Source organism: Mesorhizobium sp. M7A.F.Ca.US.007.01.2.1, from assembly GCF_003998165.1.
Taxonomy (GTDB): domain Bacteria; phylum Pseudomonadota; class Alphaproteobacteria; order Rhizobiales; family Rhizobiaceae; genus Mesorhizobium; species Mesorhizobium ciceri.
The window spans coordinates 34,460-51,156 of the sequence record NZ_RZQP01000021.1 but is presented as its reverse complement, the minus strand read 5'-3'; the positions used below and the strand labels follow the sequence as shown (position 1 = coordinate 51,156).

Here is a 16,697-nt window from a genome sequence, read left to right as displayed (position 1 = left end):
GCCCGGCACCGGTAACCAGCACATCCTCGCCGACCAGATCGAAGGAGAGTGCGGTGTGAACGGCATTGCCCAAGGGATCGAAGATGGCGGCGATCTCGTCGGGCACATCGTCGGGGATCGGCACGACATTATGCTGCGGGATCGCCAGATATTCGCCGAAGGCGCCGGGACGGTTGACGCCGACGCCGAGCGTATTGCGGCAAAGATGCCCTCGCCCGGCACGGCAGTTGCGGCAATGACCGCAGACGATGTGGCCCTCGCCCGACACGCGCTGGCCGACCTTGTATTCCGTCACCGCCGCGCCGAAATCGGCGACCGTGCCGACGAATTCATGGCCGGTCACCATCGGCACTGGCACCGTCTTTTGCGCCCACTGGTCCCAATTGTAGATGTGCACGTCGGTGCCGCAGATCGCCGTCTTCTTGATCTTGATCAGCACGTCGCTAGGGCCGATCTCCGGCACCGGCACCTCTTTCATCCAGATGCCTGGCTCGGCGCGAGTTTTGACGAGTGCGCGCATCATGTTGGACATCAGCCAATCACTCCGAGTTCGCGGCCGACCTCACCGAACGCTGCAATTGCCCGGTCGATATCGGCTGTCGAATGGGCGGCCGACATCTGCGTCCTGATCCGCGCTTGACCTTTCGGCACCACCGGGAAGGAAAAGCCGATCACATAGATGCCTCGCTCAAGCAGCATGTCGGCCATCTGCGAAGCCAGCGCAGCATCGCCGATCATCACCGGAATGATCGGGTGGTCTGCTCCGGCCAATGTGAAGCCGAGCTTTTCCATCCCGGAGCGGAAGCGCTGCGCGTTCTCGTAGAGACGTTCACGCAGCCCGTCGCCCCTCTCGATGATGTCGAACACCTTGAGGGACGCTGCCGCGATCGCTGGCATCAGTGTGTTGGAGAAGAGGTAAGGCCGTGAGCGCTGGCGCAGCCAGTCAACCACCGGCCTGCTCGCCACCGTATAGCCACCCGAGGCACCCCCCAGCGCCTTGCCTAGCGTACCCGTGATGATGTCCACCTTGCCCTCGACGCCGCAATGTTCCGGCGTGCCACGGCCATGCTCACCGACGAAGCCGACAGCGTGGCTGTCGTCCACCATCACCATTGCATCATATTTTTCCGCGAGGTCGCAGACGCCTGCCAAATTCGCGATGATGCCGTCCATCGAGAAGACGCCGTCAGTGGCGATGAGCTTGAAGCGGCTGTCTTCAGCCTTTTTCAGTTCTTCCTCGAGGCTCTCCATGTTGTTGTTGGTGTAGCGGAAGCGTTTCGCTTTGGAGAGCCGCACGCCGTCGATGATCGAGGCATGGTTGAGCGCGTCGGAGATGATCGCATCCTCTTCCGAAAGCAGCGTCTCGAACAGGCCGCCATTGGCGTCGAAGCAGGAACCATAGAGGATCGTGTCTTCCATGCCGAGGAAGCTCGATATCTTTGCCTCGAGCTGCTTGTGTTCCTCTTGTGTGCCGCAGATGAATCGCACCGACGCCATGCCATAGCCGTATCGGTCGAGCGCCGCCTTCGCCGCCTCACGCAGCTCTTCGCTGTCGGCGAGGCCGAGATAGTTGTTGGCACAGAAATTGAGCAGCTTCCGGCCGCCAACCTCGATCTCGGACGACTGGGACGAGGTGATGACGCGCTCGCGTTTGTACAGGCCCTCCGTCTCGATCTGCGAAAGCAGCTCGCGAACGTGGTCGTTGAGAGACGGTGCCATCCTGCCTTCGCTTCCACTGATGATCTTCGCAGCCTTGCTCATACGATTTCTCCCCTGTGCACGCATAACATACGCTCGAAGTAGCCTGGATCGTGCGCTTTGAGGATTGCAGCCTCCCGAGGCTGGTACAGATCCCACAGACGCGATAGCCAAAAGCGAAATGCTCCAGCGCGTTGCATCGCGGGAAGCAATATGCGTTCGGCTGGTGTAAGCGCTCGAACGGACCCATAAGCGCCTAAGAAAGCGGCTGCTCGCTCACTGTCTTGGCGGCCCGTGCAGTCATCGACACACCAGTCGTTGAGGCACACAGCAATATCGAAAAGGAAGGCGTCGCATCCGGCGAAGTAGAAATCAAAGACGCCGGTCAGATGACTGCCGGCAAACAACACATTGTCACGAAAGAGATCGGCGTGCACCGGCCCCCTGGGGAGTTGTTCGTAGGTGGGAGACACAGCAATTTGGTTCTGAAAGGTCAGCTCGCTGGTGAGCCGCGACCGTTGTCCATCGGACACGTATTGGCCGACCACCGGCACCACCTCGTTCCACCACTCGAGACCTCGCGGATTGACCTGGTGTCGTGGGTAATCGGTCCCGGCCACGTGTATTCGCGCCAGGATCTCCCCGATAGAGCGACAATGTGACACTGTCGGTGCTGTCACGCTTTCGCCAGGAAGCCTGTTGACGACCACAGCAGGCCGGCCTTTCAGCGAGTGAAGGATTTCGGCACTCGCGTTGGCAACCGGATTCGGGACCGGCATTCGCCGCGCCGCAAGGTGTTTTATGAGATGAAGGTAGAAAGGCAATTGTTCGAATGTGAGGCGCTCAAACAAGGTGAGCACATACTCTCCGGTTTCGGTATCTACGAAGTAGTTCGTGTTCTCAATTCCGGTCGTAATGCCCCGAACAGAACGCGGCCAGCCCAGACCCAGCGCCCCAAAGAGCGCTGCGACTTCGTCGACTGATAGCTCCGTATATACAGCCATGGCGGAAATAGCGGTCTCCGATTGTTCAAACAGTTCTTCAGCGGGCCGCAGCCTGCAAAATTTCGGCGACGTGGGTCTTTACGGTCTGTGTATCGGCGGGAAGGACCTTAAATCGTCTCGGCAAGTCTTCTATTCCATCGAACCGTTTTGGACGACTTGGCTCGTGGCCCAAAGCCTCCCTGATGGTCTCCGCGAATTTGACCGGCAGGGCCGTCTCGAGCACGATCATCGGCATCTCCAGAACGGAGTGCCTGCGTGCGACCGTGATGCCGTCAGCTGTGTGTGGGTCGACCAGCGTGTTGAAGCGGCGCCAAGTGTCACGGATCGTTTCCAACCGGTCGGCGTGCGTGCTCTTGCCGCTGCAGAAGCCAAAACGAGCGGCCACCTGCGCGAAGGCGGAATCGCCACTGAGATCGAACTGTCCTCGTCGCCTGAGTTGGTCGTCGAACATTGATTTCGTCCGGCCCGCATCGCGACCGAGCAGTTCAAAGACGAAACGCTCGAGATTGGAGGCCTTGGAAATGTCCATCGATGGGCTTGATGTTTCATACGTGTCCGCGCGGCCCCGCAAGCGATACACGCCGGTGCGGAAAAACTCATCGAGCACATCGTTCTCGTTGGTTGCAACGACGAGACGGGATATGGGAAGCCCCATCATGCGCGCAACGTGACCAGCACAGATGTTTCCGAAGTTCCCCGAAGGAACGGTGAAGTCGACCTCTGATGTGTTCCCCGCGTTGACCTGGAAGTAGGCGGAGAAGTAGTAGACAACCTGAGCCACCAGCCTGGCCCAGTTGATCGAATTGACGGCGCCTATCCGGTGGCGCCTCTTGAAGTCACCATCGCCGGACACGGCTTTCACGATGTCCTGGCAATCGTCAAAGACCCCTTCGATGGCGATGTTATGGATGTTTTCGTCCTGCAGGCTGAACATCTGAGCTTGCTGAAAGGTGCTCATGCGTCCGTGCGGCGACATCATGAAGACCCGCACCCCCTTCTTGCCGCGCATGGCATATTCCGCCGCGCTGCCCGTGTCGCCACTGGTCGCCCCGAGGATGTTCAGTTCCTCACCCCGCCGCGCCAGTTCATACTCTAGGAGATTGCCAAGCAACTGCATCGCCATGTCCTTGAACGCCATCGTGGGGCCGTTGGACAGTTCCGCCACGTGGAGACACGTTTCAAGCGCGCGCACCGGCACGATCCTGGTCGTCCCGAAAACCTCGGGCGTATAGGTCTTCGCGCAGATGGTCTTAAGATCGGCGGGCGGAATATCGTCGATGTAGAGCGACAGGATCTCGAAGGCGAGGTCCGGATAGGACAGCCTCCGCCACCGATCCAGCATGGCGTCATCCACGAGCGGGTACGTCTCGGGCACATAGAGCCCGCCATCCGGCGCCAGACCTTCAAGCAGTATCTCGCAAAACTTCCTGCGTTGGGGGTGGCCTCGCGTCGAGATGTAGTGCATGTGATGCTCCTCCTTGTCGGCGCGCTCGTTCAGCCGGGGCCGCAGCGCTGCATGGTCAATGGGCCGCCCAGCTTCAGCCGTCAGCGTCTGGCCTGCCACCATGCGATCTTGTCCTGCAGGCCATAGCGGCGATTGTTGGTGGGCGTCAGGCCTGACTTCCGGCTGATCTTCAGATAGCGGCGATGTCCAGCTTCGAGCCGTCGACCAGACGCGACAGGCGGAGCGGTGTAGGATCGACGCAAGGCGTGTCGTCTACGACAAGCTGTGCGGCCAGATAACCAAGCCCTGGGCCCAAACCGAAGCCGTGGCCCGAGCAGCCCGCCGCGAGGACGAGGCCTTTTACCCCGTCCACCTGCGACACCACGGGCACTGCGTCCGGCGTGCAATCGACGAAGCCGCCCCAGGCACTATCGATCTCTATATCGCCGAGTTGGGGGAAGGTCTTCCGGACACTCTCCACCACTTGGCTTACCAGCCATTTTAAGGGTGGAGGGTCCAGCACCCGATTCTGTTCGAAGATCCGATCGTCGTTGGTCAGCAGCGCCGGCATTGAATCCGGCCCCGAAAGGAACGATTGGCCGATGCCGAGCCTGACGTTCTTTAGGCGACGCAAGAATTGCGGCATGAATTCCCGGCTATACCGGATAGCCTGGGGCGTGATTTCGAGGTTCGCCTTGCCACTGATCGCAAGCGTATAGCTGCCGTCCAGTCGGCGCGTGATCGTGCAGTAGGGTGTGGAGATCGCCTCGCCTATGTTGATTGTGGGGGTGGAACGCAGCGCGGTCTGCCGGATGCTCGCTTGGGGGAAACTGATCCCGAGCGGCCTAAGGAAGCGCGAGGACCAGGCGCCAGCGGCGCACAGCACCGCGCTGGTTCTGATGTAGCCCTTCTCCGTGTGCACGCCCGCAATCTTGCCATTGGCCAAGTCGAGCGCCCGCGCGGCGCATTCCTGGTGGATGGTGGCGCCCAGAGCTCTGGCCCCCTCGGCGATAGCCGGTGCGGCAAGCGCAGGCTCGGCCTTGCCATCCCGGCCCGAATAGGTCCCGCCGACCCATTTGTCGCGCGCTTCGGGGACGCGCTCGGCCACCTCCGCCCGGCTCAGCATGCGGGTGTCGACCTCGTACTCCCTGGCGACCTCGCGCCACCTTTCCCAACCGGCGAGCACAGCCTCGTCGTGAGTCGCAGAGACCAGACCGCAGCGTCGAAATCCAAGATCGCGATTGATATCGCGCGTCAGCTCGTCCCATAGTCGCATGGAGATCACCGAGAGCGCCAGTTCGCGCCGATCGCGGTTCTGCTGGCGGCACCAACCCCAGTTTCGGCTCGATTGTTCACAGGCGACGTGGCCCTTCTCGAGCAGAGCCACAGAGAGGCCACGCTTCGCCAGGAAATAGGCGGCCGTAGACCCGAGGATGCCGCCGCCGACGATGACGACGTCGACTTCGGCCGGGAGACGCTCATCGCTGTGAATACGTTCGACTCGGGGCGACATGTTCCAACCAACCTCGGCTGCCAAGAATGCGGAAGCAAAGTTCCGATCAGCCCTTCATCGCATCGTGCGCTCGAAAGAATGTGCCGAAATCATCTAGGACTTCGCCAGATGTGCGGGTTTTTGATCCCTTGGTCGATACGAACTGCTCAAGCCCGACCGAGTCCCAGTTCGGCGCAGGGCGGCGTATGGAAAGTAACCAATCGGATAGCTCCTGAACTTCTTCTCGCCGGCCGGTCGCCTTCGACATTGTCCAAGCGGCTGACGCAGTGACGTTGCAGGCAGCGGTGCAATGACGAGGTCTCAGATGCGAGATCGTCGGCTGCAACGCATAGAGGCAGTCACCCAGCGGCAGTAGCGTATAGCGTCGAAAAGCGACGATGACGGCCTCTTCCTCGACCGTGAGCACGTCGACCGAACCTCCGTCGGCCCAGTCGGTAGATCGAGAACACAGATCCGACTCTGCAACTTCGCGTCGGTCTTCTGGTTGATCCCATAGCGCTTCGCCAGCGCCCTCAAGCTCCGCGGTGCCTCCATCTGGGCCGCAGCGACGAATGGTCAAAAGGCCGTCACCGTCGGCGATCAGCGGCTGGCGCGCCAGAAGGCGATACGGTCCTGCAACCGATAGCCCTGGATAATCGCCGGCATGAACCACGGATTGCCGCGATAGAGCGGGATGGCGGAAGGCGGTCGAAAGTCGAACGCCGTGCGCGACTGCTCGCCATGCCCCATCAGCTTGTGGGCCGCACGCATACCGATCCATGGCGCCCAGACCACGCCCGAGCCGCAGAAGCCGGTGGCATAGACCATACCACCCTTCTCGAAGACGCGGGGCAGCATGTCGCGGTTCATCGCTACGTTGCCAAACCAGCAATGCGAAAGGCGCACGTTCTCCAACTCCGGGAAGAGGTTCACCAGGCCCTTGCGCAGGAGAAGTTTCGGGGCAATCGGATCGCCGACACGAGAACTGTCGCGCCCCCCCAGCAGAATGCGTTTTCCGTCAGGCGAGGGACGATAATAGAAACCGAGTTGCCGGTTCTCGGTGATCGTCATCAGCTTCGGCATCAGTCGTGCCATGACATCGGGCGCTAATTCCTCGGTCACGATGATCCGGCTGCGGACCGGAACCAGCCGGCGGCGCAAGAAGGGTGCGGCGCCGTCGGTATAACCGTTGGTACAGACCAGAACCTGCCGCGCATCCACCGTCCCAGCGGAAGTCACCACGCGAAAGCCCGAACCATTCCTCTCGATCGACTTGACCGCCGTGTGCGAATGAACCGTCAATCCGGATGCGAGCGCCACCCGCAGGAGTTCAGCGTGGAACTTTGCGGGGTGCAGCCCGCCAATGTCCGTCCGAACGGTTCCGCCGCGGTAGAAATCGGTGCCGATATAGTTCCGCTGCTCGGCATGCGGAACGGCGTAAGACTCGATCCCCAGTTTCTTCGCCAGCCTCTCGGCGCCGCGCGCCATCTTCTCATACTGTTCATAGCCGAAAGCGCCTTTGAACTGGCCGACCAGGCGGAAGTCGCAGTCGAGCCCTTCGGTCTTGATGAAGTCGTAGAGGAATTCGCGCGCGATCTTGCCCTCGGCCTCGACCGCCATGGCCTTCTCTTCACCGAAACGCCTGGTGATTGTGGCAGCATCCGGCCGGATGCTCCCGCTCGTAATCCCGCCATTGCGCGTGGAAGCACCCTCGCCCGGATGCATCGCATCGAAAGCGGCAACCGAGCGCCCCTCGCGCGCCAGCGCAAGCCCGGCCGAAAGCCCGGCATAGCCGGCGCCGACAATCACCGCGTCGAGCTTCTTTGCCAGCGGCTGCCGCGGCAGCGGCATGACGGGCGCTGCTTCCCACCAGTAGGGCGTGTTCTTTTCGGCGATTTCGGGCTCTTGCACGTGACTGACTTCTCTTGGTGTTCCGGGGTTTAGGAATGTATCGCTCGCGGCACTTCAAATATGGTCATCTCGCACGTCCAGCGCGTCACGCAGTCCGTCGCCGATGAAATTGAAACTGGTCACCGCGATGGTGATGGCAGCTCCGGGAATGATTGCCAGCCATGGTGCGCTGCCCAGGTATTGCTGGGCGCCATTGAGCATGTTGCCCCAGCTCGGTAGTGGCGGCTGGATCCCGTAGCCGAGGAAGCTGATATAGGCCTCCATGAGAATGGCGCGCGCAACCGTCAAGGTCGAAGCAACGATAATTGGACCGATGGCGTTGGGAAGGATCTCCCGAAACATGATATGTGTTCCGCTCAGCCCCAGCATTCGCCCGGCCTGGACGAATTCGCGCTCGCGAAGAGAGCGGACCTCGGCCTCCACAATTCGGGCTACTTCCATCCAGCTGGTCGCAGCGATGACGACGGTAATCATTATCGGGCTGGGTTTCAGGGCTGCGGCAAGGGCCAGCACAAGGAAGATAGACGGGAAGGCCAGAAAGCCATCTACCATGCGCATCAGCGAGGCTCCTGTCCAGCCGCCGCGGTATCCAGCAATTACCCCGACGAGCGTGCCCACTAGCGTCGACAACAGCATGGCGAAGAAGCCCACCAGCAACGAGATTCGTCCCGCCATCAAGAGCCTTGCCGCCAGGTCGCGGCCGAGCGGATCAGTGCCCAGAAAGTGGTGGCCCGTAAGCGGAGGAGCAAAGCGGGCCCGCAGATCGATATACAGTGAGTCATAAGGAAGGAGATGGGGGCCGACGACGCAAGCGAGACACAGAAAGACGATCATCGCCAAGCCGAGCAGCGCCAGGCGATGCCGCATGAAACGAAGCGCCGCGCGGTTGTTTGTCCAGCGGCTTGGAGCTGCATTTGTATTTGCCGTGAGGGCGGTCATATCGGCTGTCTCCTGTCGGGAAAGTTGCGCGCTCAAGCCAGACGAATGCGCGGGTCGACAATAGCGACGACAATGTCGGCGATCAGGTTTCCAAGCAGAACGAGGATAGCCGAGAACATCAGCAGCCCCATAACAACCGGATAGTCGCTGTAACCAAGGCTATCGAGGAACAAACGTCCCATTCCTGGCCAGGTAAAGACAGTTTCGGTCACCAGCGCACCGGTCAGGACGCTGGGAAGCTGCATCCCCGCCAGGGTAATCATCGGCAAAAGGGCGTTGCCGACGACATGCTTCATCAAAATCCGGCGTTCACTCAACCCCTTGGCCCGAGCCGTCTTGACGAAGTCCTGGCTGATGGCGTCGAGAGTAGCCGTCCGCATGTAGCGGCTCCAGATAGCGACATGGACCAGCGACAGCACGATACTTGGCAAGATCAAATGATGGAGATAGCCCAGGATCGAACTATCGCCGATCTCGGACATATTGCCCGCGGGCAGCCAGCCTAACTTCAAGGTAAAAATGTAGATGCCGACGAGGCCGAACCAGAAGGTAGGTACCGACAATGCAACCATGGCACCGACAGTTGCGAGATAGTCGAATAACGAGTAGCGGCGCGTGGCGCCCCGAATTCCAATCCAGGCGCCAAGAGAGATCGCAATCGCGGTTGAGGATCCCATCAGCAGCAGCGTCGCCAAGAGATGGCTGCCAATGATCTGCAATACCGGCGCTCCGTCGCGGAAGGAGTGACCCCAGTCGCCCTGCACCAGCCGCCAAGCCCAGTCAAGATATTGGATCCATATGGGTCGATCGAGGCCCAGCAGCCCCTTGAGGCGCTCGATATCCTGCTGGGTCATTCCGGGATCGAGTCCGAATTGCGCCAGCGGGCCGCCGGGAAGGAGGTTCAGAATCCCGAAGCCGATGATCGAAACGATCACAAGCAGTATCAGGCTCTGCGAAAGGCGATTGAGCAGGAAGCCGCGCATTCGAGTCCTCCGTTGTGGGTTGGCGACTTAGTCTGTTGCCGCCGCCGCAGTGCAATCCGGCGGCGGCAATAGGATGGATCAGGCCTTCCAGCGCCAGTCTGCGGCATGCCACGACGCGGTGCGCGTGTTGGCATTGGGCTTGAAACCGTCCAACCCTGCCTTGCGTCCGAGCACGTTTGTGATCGCTAACAGCGGCAGGAAGGGCAGATCATGGCGCACCACTTCCTGTACGTGATTATAGATCCCGCGCCGCTCTTCCTGATCGAAGCTGCGAGCACCCTTTTCAAGCAAGGCATCGACTTCGGGGTTGGAATATTGTCCGGTGTTCGAACCGTGTCCGCCTTGAGCGGCGATTGCCTTCGTATGGAGGCGGTTTGTGGCGTCGGGGTCCGCGGCAATCAAATAGGTGACGCCCACCATGGCGGTATCGAACTGCGACTTCAGCCAGAATTCGCCCCACATGACTGCAGCCGGCAAGTTCGAGATCGTCATCTCGACGCCGATCTCGGCAAACGTCTGCTGCAAGAACTGCTGCGTCTGCTCGCGCAGGTTGTTGCCTGATGTTGTCGAATTCGCAAAGGACAGTCGCACTCCATCCTTGGCGCGGATTCCATCTGGGCCTGGCGCCCAGCCGGCCTCATCCAGAATCTGGCGCGCACGGTCCAGATTGAATTCCTGCGCGGGCAGGTTCGGATTGTAGTAATAGGACTCCTTCGGCATGAACGTCTCGGTGGGAGTGCCCACGCCGTAGTAAATCGTGTCGACGATCGCTTTCCTGTCCATGGCGGCGTAGAGCGCCTGGCGCACTGCCAGATCCTTGAACTGCGGGCGCCCCAGATTGAGGTATATCGACTCCACGGATGCGCCGGTCTCCAGTGTCACCACGCGGTCTGGCAATTCGCGGGCTTCAGCATAATGGTCGGCCGTAATGTACGATTGATCGACCAGGTCGACGTCACCGCTCTTGAACTGCGTATAGAGCACCGTCATATCGGGAATGTATTTGAAGATGAGCTGCTCGATATACGGACCCTCGCCGGTATACTCCGGGTTGGCGACGAGCTCGATATGGTCGCCCGCTACCCGCTGGCTCCACTTGAACGCGCCGGTGCCGATCGGCGCCTGGTTGAAAGCCGCTGTATTCGGATCGACATCTTTCCCCAGAATGTGCTTGGGCACCATGAAGGTTTCGGCCAGGAACGACAGATAGGGCGCAAAAGCCTCCTTCATCCGCCAAGTGATCTCGGTGGGCGAAACCACCGTGATGTCCTGTACGAGCGAATGGCCGCTTGTACGCCAGGCGCGAAACTTCGGGTTCGTGATGAGCTCCAGGGTGAATTTCACGTCCTCGGCCGTGAAGGGCTCACCGTCGTGCCAGCGGACATTGTCACGCAACCGGATGCGCCAGTTGAGGCCGTCCTCCGAAATGCCGCCGTTTTTCTGGCTTGGCACCTCGGCTGCGAGATTCGGCTGGAGGACGCCTTCAGCATCCATCCTGACCAACGCATCGAAAACCGAGAAATGGACCGCGTCATCGACTTCGATATGCGCCATCAACGGATTGAAGACCGTTGGCTCTTGTGAAAGACCGACGACGACGCGACCGGCCGGACCCGCGGCAGGGGTCTTGGCGAAAGCCGACTTGCCCAGCAGATTGGGCGCGATCAAGCCTGCAGCTCCACCTAGCGCCATCAGTCGCAGCGCCTGGCGCCTCGAATAGTTGGATGTAGTCGTTGAATTTTTGGTCATCGTAGTTCCTCTCTTGTTATTTTTCATGCGTTTGCTGCAATTGGACGGGCATTGCCCGGCCTCTCTCCTGGAATTGCCGCCACGAGTTGGCGCGTGTAGGCCGCTTGCGGGTTCAGGAATATCTGCGAGGGCGGTCCGCGCTCGACGATCCGGCCTTTCTGCATCACAGCGATTTCGTCGCAGATCTGGCTGGCGACACGCAAATCGTGCGTGATGAAGACCATCGACACGCCGGTCTCTCGCTGGATCTGGTCCAGAAGCTGCAGGATCTGCGCCTGGATCGACACGTCGAGCGCGGAGACCGCCTCGTCAGCAATCAACAGCTTCGGCTTGAACATCAAAGCCCGAGCGATCCCGATTCGCTGGCGTTGCCCACCAGAAAACTCGTGCGGATAGCGGTCGAAGGCGCCGGCATCGAGACCGACATGGGCCAGAAGCGTACGCGCTTCTTCGCGCGCCTGGGCAAAAGGCGTCCCGTGTGCCACCGGGCCTACCGTGATGATGTGGCCGACCGTTGAGCGTGGGTTCAGGGACGCAAAGGGATCCTGAAAGATCATCTGGATCCGTGGTCTGAGCGGGCGGAACTTCGCTTCGGAAAGCTTGGCTATATCGGACCCCTCGAACAAAATCTCGCCGCCGTCGCTGTCCAGCAATTTGATGAGAAGCCGGCCCAGCGAGGATTTTCCTGAACCGCTCTCGCCTACGACCCCAAGCGTTCGGCCTGGCGCCAGTTCGAACGAAACCTCGTTCACCGCTTTCACTATCCGCTGGGCGCCAAACAGCGCGCCGCCGCCACGATAGGTTTTAACCAGACCCTCGACCTTCAGGATCGGCTGCTTGCTGTCGGACTCCGCACGAGAGCGATCTTCACCGGTCAGATGCGGTACGGCCGCGATCAGGCGTTGGGTATAAGCATGCTTGGGCGACTTCAGCACCTGCTCGGCGCTGCCCTGTTCGACGATGTGCCCCTTTTCCATCACCACGACGCTGTCGGCGATCTCCGCCACCACGCCGAAATCGTGCGTGATAAACATTACGCTCATCCCCTTGCGGCGCTGAATGTCGCGGATCAGCTCCAGGATCTGTGCCTGGGTGGTCACGTCGAGCGCAGTGGTTGGCTCATCGGCGATCAGCACCGTCGGCTCGAGCGCCAGGGCCATGGCAATCATGACGCGCTGCCGCTGCCCGCCCGAAAGCCGGAAAGGGTACTGGTGATACATGAGTTCGGGATCTGGGAGGCCCACTTCGGTGAGCAACTCGATGGCGCGGTCGCGGCAGGTTTTTGGCGTACCGTATCCATGCGCGGCCATGACCTCGTCAATCTGTGCGCCCACGGTCATCAAGGGATTGAGCGCCGAGAGCGGATCCTGGAAGATCATCGACACGACCCGCCCACGCAGGTTGCGCAGCTTGTCGGGCGACATGCCGATGATGTTCATCCCCTCCAACTGTATTGAACCCGATGAGACGCGGATCACCTTGGGCAGGAGCCCCATGATCGCGTTCGCCGTGACCGACTTGCCTGATCCGGACTCGCCTATGATGCAGAGGATCTGGCCGCGTTTCAGATCGAAGGAAATGTTCTCGACCGCATAGGTTCGTTCCATGCCTTTCGGCAAATTCACCGTGAGGTCGCGCACCGAAAGCGCCACATCGTGAGCGGCTACAGCCTGGATGCTTGCGACCATCTGGATCACCTCCCATTCCATCGAAGCGGATCCACCCTGTTGCCGACCGCAACATCGCCCCTTGAGCAGCAACGCGTCACCGTAGCAGCCGTAGCCTTGCCATTTAGGCGCTTCGCGCTCTGAGGCTGCGAGAGACGGATTCTACTCATCCTGGCGGCTCCCTTATGTAGTCCGATCCCCGTACCGGACATTGTTCCCTTTTCCTGGAGAACGCTCCAAACGGGCAACTCTGCCTGTCGGAGGTCCTCTGGAGCTTGCCTGCCGTAAGGAAGGGTGCCCCGTTCTTGCAGCCAGTTTGACTGTTCTTTTTCCGCAGAGTCTTCGAAATTTGGCCCTCCGGCGGCAGGAACTTCTGAAAAGAACGCCCCAGTTGGCATTTCACTCTGTTTGGCCTGATGATGATAGCGCAAGCCCCTCAATCTGCGCGGCATGGCCGAGAGTCTAATGTCCAAGGCGAGCACGGCATTTTGGGCGGCCTATCAAAGACTCGACTGAGAAGAGCTTCCGCGAGGCATTGCCCCAGGAAATTTGAAGGATCCGCCGCGGCGGAAGTTTCCTCATTTGAAGTAGACTGGCGCCCGCCCAGGCATTGACAGTGCGTAGGTAATAACCGGCGTCCGGTGCACGAAGCTCATAGGATGCATACAAAAGCAGTGTGGAACCAAGCACGGCAAAGAGGGCCGCTTATCGAGGTCTCTACCCTGCCCATCAGTGCTGCTTTTTCGACGCCGGGGTCGGGCCCGCTCAACTGGGCGAAGCTCCCAGAGCGCTCCTTTCAAAGGCGATTTGGTCCCAGGCGGCTGAACTGCGCATGAAGCCACTCTGCGAGTTCAAACTCCATACCTTCCAGTTCACTCGAGCCCAACCATATCAACCCATATTGACTGCCGTCAGGGTCAAAGCCAGCAGGGGCCGCCAGGCTTCCTCGTTCCACGTCGTCAATCGCAAGTACGAGCGGACTGAGGGCTACGCCAAGGCCTGCAGACGCAGCCTCGACGATCAGCGCGTGATTGTCGAAGTACCGGATTTCTGTGGGTCGACGCGCCGACGGATGGGTCTTCAGCCATTGCGCCCACGCGTCAGGTCGGGTCTTCGACCCGAGAGCGAGATAGTCGCCATGTTCGAACTCTGCCACAAGTTCCGGCCTCATGACAGGCCCAACCTTTTCGGAAAAAAGGGGCCGGACGTTCCACGTCTCAGGCACAGCGAAGTCCAGCCGTCGAATAGCGAGATCGACCTGTTTCTTACGAAAGTCCACCAGCCCTCCACCTACCGAGAGGTGGAGGGCCATGTTCGGATGCGCCACTTGAAGCGCCCCCAGCCGCGGAATGAGCCAACGCATGGCAACTGAAGGCTCGCAGGAGAGCACCAGGGCACTCTTCCCGGCATTGGCAGCACGCAGGCTTTGAACTGTGGCGGCCAACTCACCGAAGAACCTGCCGAGGGTGAGGTTGAGTGTCTCGCCGGCAGGGGTGAGCCGCAGCCCTCGCCCATTCTTCTCAAACAACCTGACCCTGATGTCATCGGCGAGTTTGGTGATACGGCGACTGACGGCGCCGTGCGTGAGCGCAAGCGAGTCTGCTGCAAGCCGGACCGAGCCCAGCCGCGCTGTTGCTTCGAACGCTCTCAGGTCGTCGAGCGAGGGTATGTCTGAGCGATCCATCAGTGATAATCTATCACCGATTTCGTCAGAAACTATCGCTATTCATCCTTAGTGAGGTTTTGTTAGTTGATGCATGCGCACCAATCATCAACCCAGTATAGCGGTCCTCGCCGATGACCTCACCAGCGCGGCAGATGGTGCAGCACCTTTCGTCGCCCGTGGCTTGACTGCGTCAATCGGCAGAGGCCAGCTTCCGCACCAAGCGGAAGCGGCAGCGATAATTGCAGTCGATAGCGGTTCGCGGTCTGCTACTGCGTCGCAAGCGTTCGAGGCGGTCGCTCGATTGACCGCCCGACTTGCCAGCCGTACCGTGCTCTATAAAACGGTGGACTCCACACTTCGCGGTCACATAACGGCGGAGCTTGAAGCATGCTTTGCGGCGAGCGGCCGCAAAGCACTGGTGTTTGCGCCGGCATTCCCCCAGGCCGGACGTACGACAGTGAGGGGCATTCAGTTCGTTGACGGCATCCCGGTCTCGGAAGGTGCTTATGGCCATGACCCAATGCATCCCGCGCGGCATTCCGCGCTAGTCGACCTGGTGCCGAACTGCATCAAGAATGTCACGCTGCTTGATGCGGTAACCCAAGAACAACTCGATTCGCAGATTGCTTCCATCGAGGATCCAGCGTCGATCCTTTGGGTTGGTTCTCCTGGAATGGCTGCAGCGCTATCGCGGCGTTTTGTGCCGGCGAAGACCCTACCGCCATTGCTCGATGGCATCAGTAGCGATGTTTTGGTCGTCATTGGGAGCGCAAATCTGCGCAGTCAGCGGCAGGCAGGTCAACTCCAGAAGGTCCGCGGCGTCATGCTGCTGCGCGGACCAAGGACGCGCGAGTGGGACTCGGCAGCAGTGCTGCGCCGTATCGCACAAGACGCAGCGCGAGAGCTTCAAAGCCCACGCTTCGGCGCTTTGATCGCCACCGGCGGCGACACGATGGAAGCGATCCTGGACCTTCTCAAGGTCCGTGAGTTTGATATCCTGCAAGAACTCGATCCCGGATTCCCGCTTGGTCTCGCCAGGCTTGGCGATGGGCGCTCGCTCTTGCTCGCTATGAAGGCCGGTGGCTTTGGCAGTGACGATGCGGTGACGCGCGCCGTCGCGCGGATACGTGGAGCCACCCAATGAAGAACATTCTCCCACTTGCTCTCACGATGGGCGACGCCTCCGGCATTGGGCCGGAGATCGTGGCGAAGGTGCTTGCGAAGGGCGGCGAACGCGTCGTCGTGTTCGGTAGCTATATTGTCATGCAAGACACCGTGCGGCGGCTCGGGCTGAACGTCGAGGTGCGACGCATCAACGCTGCCAATGCGGCCCAATTCGAGCCACGCCGAATTGAAGTCATCGAAACCTCGCGGATTACCGAGCCTCCTCCAATCGGCCGTATCAGCACGATCTCCGGGCAGGCGGCCTTCGACGCCATCGTTGCGGCGATAGCCGCAGCGAAGTCCGGAGATGTGAGCGGCATCGTTACGGCGCCGATCAATAAAGAGGCGATGGCCAGCGCGGGAATCCGCTACCCCGGCCATACCGAAATTCTGGCCGACTACGGCGGCGCCAAGCGCGTGGCGATGATGCTTGCCAACGATGACATCCGCACGGTGCTCGTCACCATCCACACGTCGCTGAGCAAGGCGATCGAACAGGGCGATTTCGACGCTCAGCTATCCGCCATCCGGCTTGCCCATGAGGGTGGAAAAGCTCTCGGCTTCGCGACCCCGCGTGTCGCCGTAGCGGGTCTCAATCCGCACGCAGGTGAAGGTGGCCTCTTCGGGGACGAGGAAATCCGGATCATACGACCGGCAATCGACGCGGCCCGAGCCGAGGGCATCGATGCCACTGGCCCTTATCCTGGCGACACTGTCTTCATGCAAGCTCGTCAAGGTCGATTCGATGTTGTGGTGGCACAATACCACGATCAGGGTCTGATCCCTGTGAAGTATCTCGGGTTGGAAAAAGGCGTGAACATCACGCTTGGCCTGCCGTTCGTCCGCACCAGCCCAGATCACGGCACGGCGTTCGACATCGCGGGCCGTGGAATTGCAGACCACGCCAGCTTGGAAACAGCACTTGCCTACGCCAAGCGCCTCGTGGCGGCACAAACCAAGACGAACTAGAGAAAGGAACC

General features: G+C 60.4%; 13 protein-coding genes and 1 pseudogene. 2 read left to right on the top strand and 12 right to left on the bottom strand.

The features are described 5' to 3' along the window. From EN949_RS06575 to EN949_RS06520, 12 genes and pseudogenes are all read right to left on the bottom strand, one after another. A partial coding sequence (locus EN949_RS06575) for an alcohol dehydrogenase catalytic domain-containing protein (RefSeq protein ID WP_164782477.1) occupies positions 1 to 532 on the bottom strand: 532 nt, incomplete at its 3' end. Continuing rightward, positions 532 to 1,719 carry a glycine C-acetyltransferase gene (locus EN949_RS06570; RefSeq protein ID WP_127371655.1) on the bottom strand — a complete coding sequence of 396 codons (1,188 nt, stop codon included), beginning with the start codon at positions 1,717 to 1,719 and terminating at the stop codon, positions 532 to 534. The genes EN949_RS06575 and EN949_RS06570, both read right to left, overlap by 1 nt. Positions 1,720 to 1,757: 38 nt before the next feature. Continuing rightward, positions 1,758 to 2,702, bottom strand: coding sequence for a homoserine kinase (locus EN949_RS06565; protein WP_127366276.1), 945 nt, complete (start codon positions 2,700 to 2,702; stop codon positions 1,758 to 1,760). Between the two features lie 37 nt (positions 2,703 to 2,739). After that, complete coding sequence (gene thrC / locus EN949_RS06560) at positions 2,740 to 4,269, bottom strand: threonine synthase (RefSeq protein ID WP_245459173.1); 1,530 nt, start codon at positions 4,267 to 4,269, stop codon at positions 2,740 to 2,742. 67 nt (positions 4,270 to 4,336) lie between these two features. Next, a complete protein-coding gene (locus tag EN949_RS06555; protein ID WP_127366275.1) occupies positions 4,337 to 5,659 on the bottom strand; it encodes an FAD-binding oxidoreductase in 1,323 nt (440 codons plus the stop codon). Between the two features lie 189 nt (positions 5,660 to 5,848). Beyond that, positions 5,849 to 6,178 (bottom strand): annotated as a pseudogene (locus EN949_RS06550) (IS481 family transposase); the annotation flags it as partial. A 60-nt stretch (positions 6,179 to 6,238) separates the two neighbouring features. Continuing rightward, entirely contained in the window at positions 6,239 to 7,549 is a 1,311-nt protein-coding gene (locus EN949_RS06545; RefSeq protein WP_127370866.1) for an FAD-binding oxidoreductase, read from the bottom strand. Positions 7,550 to 7,603: 54 nt separating this feature from the next. Beyond that, a complete protein-coding gene (locus EN949_RS06540) occupies positions 7,604 to 8,488 on the bottom strand; it encodes an ABC transporter permease (RefSeq protein ID WP_127366273.1) in 885 nt (294 codons plus the stop codon). Positions 8,489 to 8,520: 32 nt separating this feature from the next. Continuing rightward, positions 8,521 to 9,471, bottom strand: a complete 951-nt coding sequence (locus tag EN949_RS06535; RefSeq protein ID WP_127366272.1) for an ABC transporter permease — start codon at positions 9,469 to 9,471, stop codon at positions 8,521 to 8,523. A 78-nt stretch (positions 9,472 to 9,549) separates the two neighbouring features. Then, on the bottom strand, positions 9,550 to 11,220 hold the full coding sequence (locus EN949_RS06530; protein ID WP_127366277.1) for a peptide ABC transporter substrate-binding protein: 1,671 nt from the start codon (positions 11,218 to 11,220) through the stop codon (positions 9,550 to 9,552). 23 nt (positions 11,221 to 11,243) lie between these two features. Further along, complete coding sequence (locus EN949_RS06525) at positions 11,244 to 12,908, bottom strand: ABC transporter ATP-binding protein (RefSeq protein ID WP_127368143.1); 1,665 nt, start codon at positions 12,906 to 12,908, stop codon at positions 11,244 to 11,246. Between the two features lie 775 nt (positions 12,909 to 13,683). Continuing rightward, positions 13,684 to 14,571, bottom strand: a complete 888-nt coding sequence (locus tag EN949_RS06520) for a LysR family transcriptional regulator (protein ID WP_127366806.1) — start codon at positions 14,569 to 14,571, stop codon at positions 13,684 to 13,686. 73 nt (positions 14,572 to 14,644) lie between these two features. Between EN949_RS06520 and EN949_RS06515 the strand changes: the two genes are divergently transcribed. Further along, the gene (locus EN949_RS06515) at positions 14,645 to 15,697 is read left to right on the top strand and encodes a four-carbon acid sugar kinase family protein (protein WP_127366807.1); all 1,053 of its coding nucleotides are present in this window, start codon (positions 14,645 to 14,647) and stop codon (positions 15,695 to 15,697) included. After that, positions 15,694 to 16,686 carry a 4-hydroxythreonine-4-phosphate dehydrogenase PdxA gene (gene pdxA, locus EN949_RS06510; RefSeq protein ID WP_127366808.1) on the top strand — a complete coding sequence of 331 codons (993 nt, stop codon included), beginning with the start codon at positions 15,694 to 15,696 and terminating at the stop codon, positions 16,684 to 16,686. The genes EN949_RS06515 and pdxA overlap by 4 nt, the downstream gene beginning before the upstream one ends. The last annotated feature ends 11 nt before the right edge of the window (positions 16,687 to 16,697 follow it).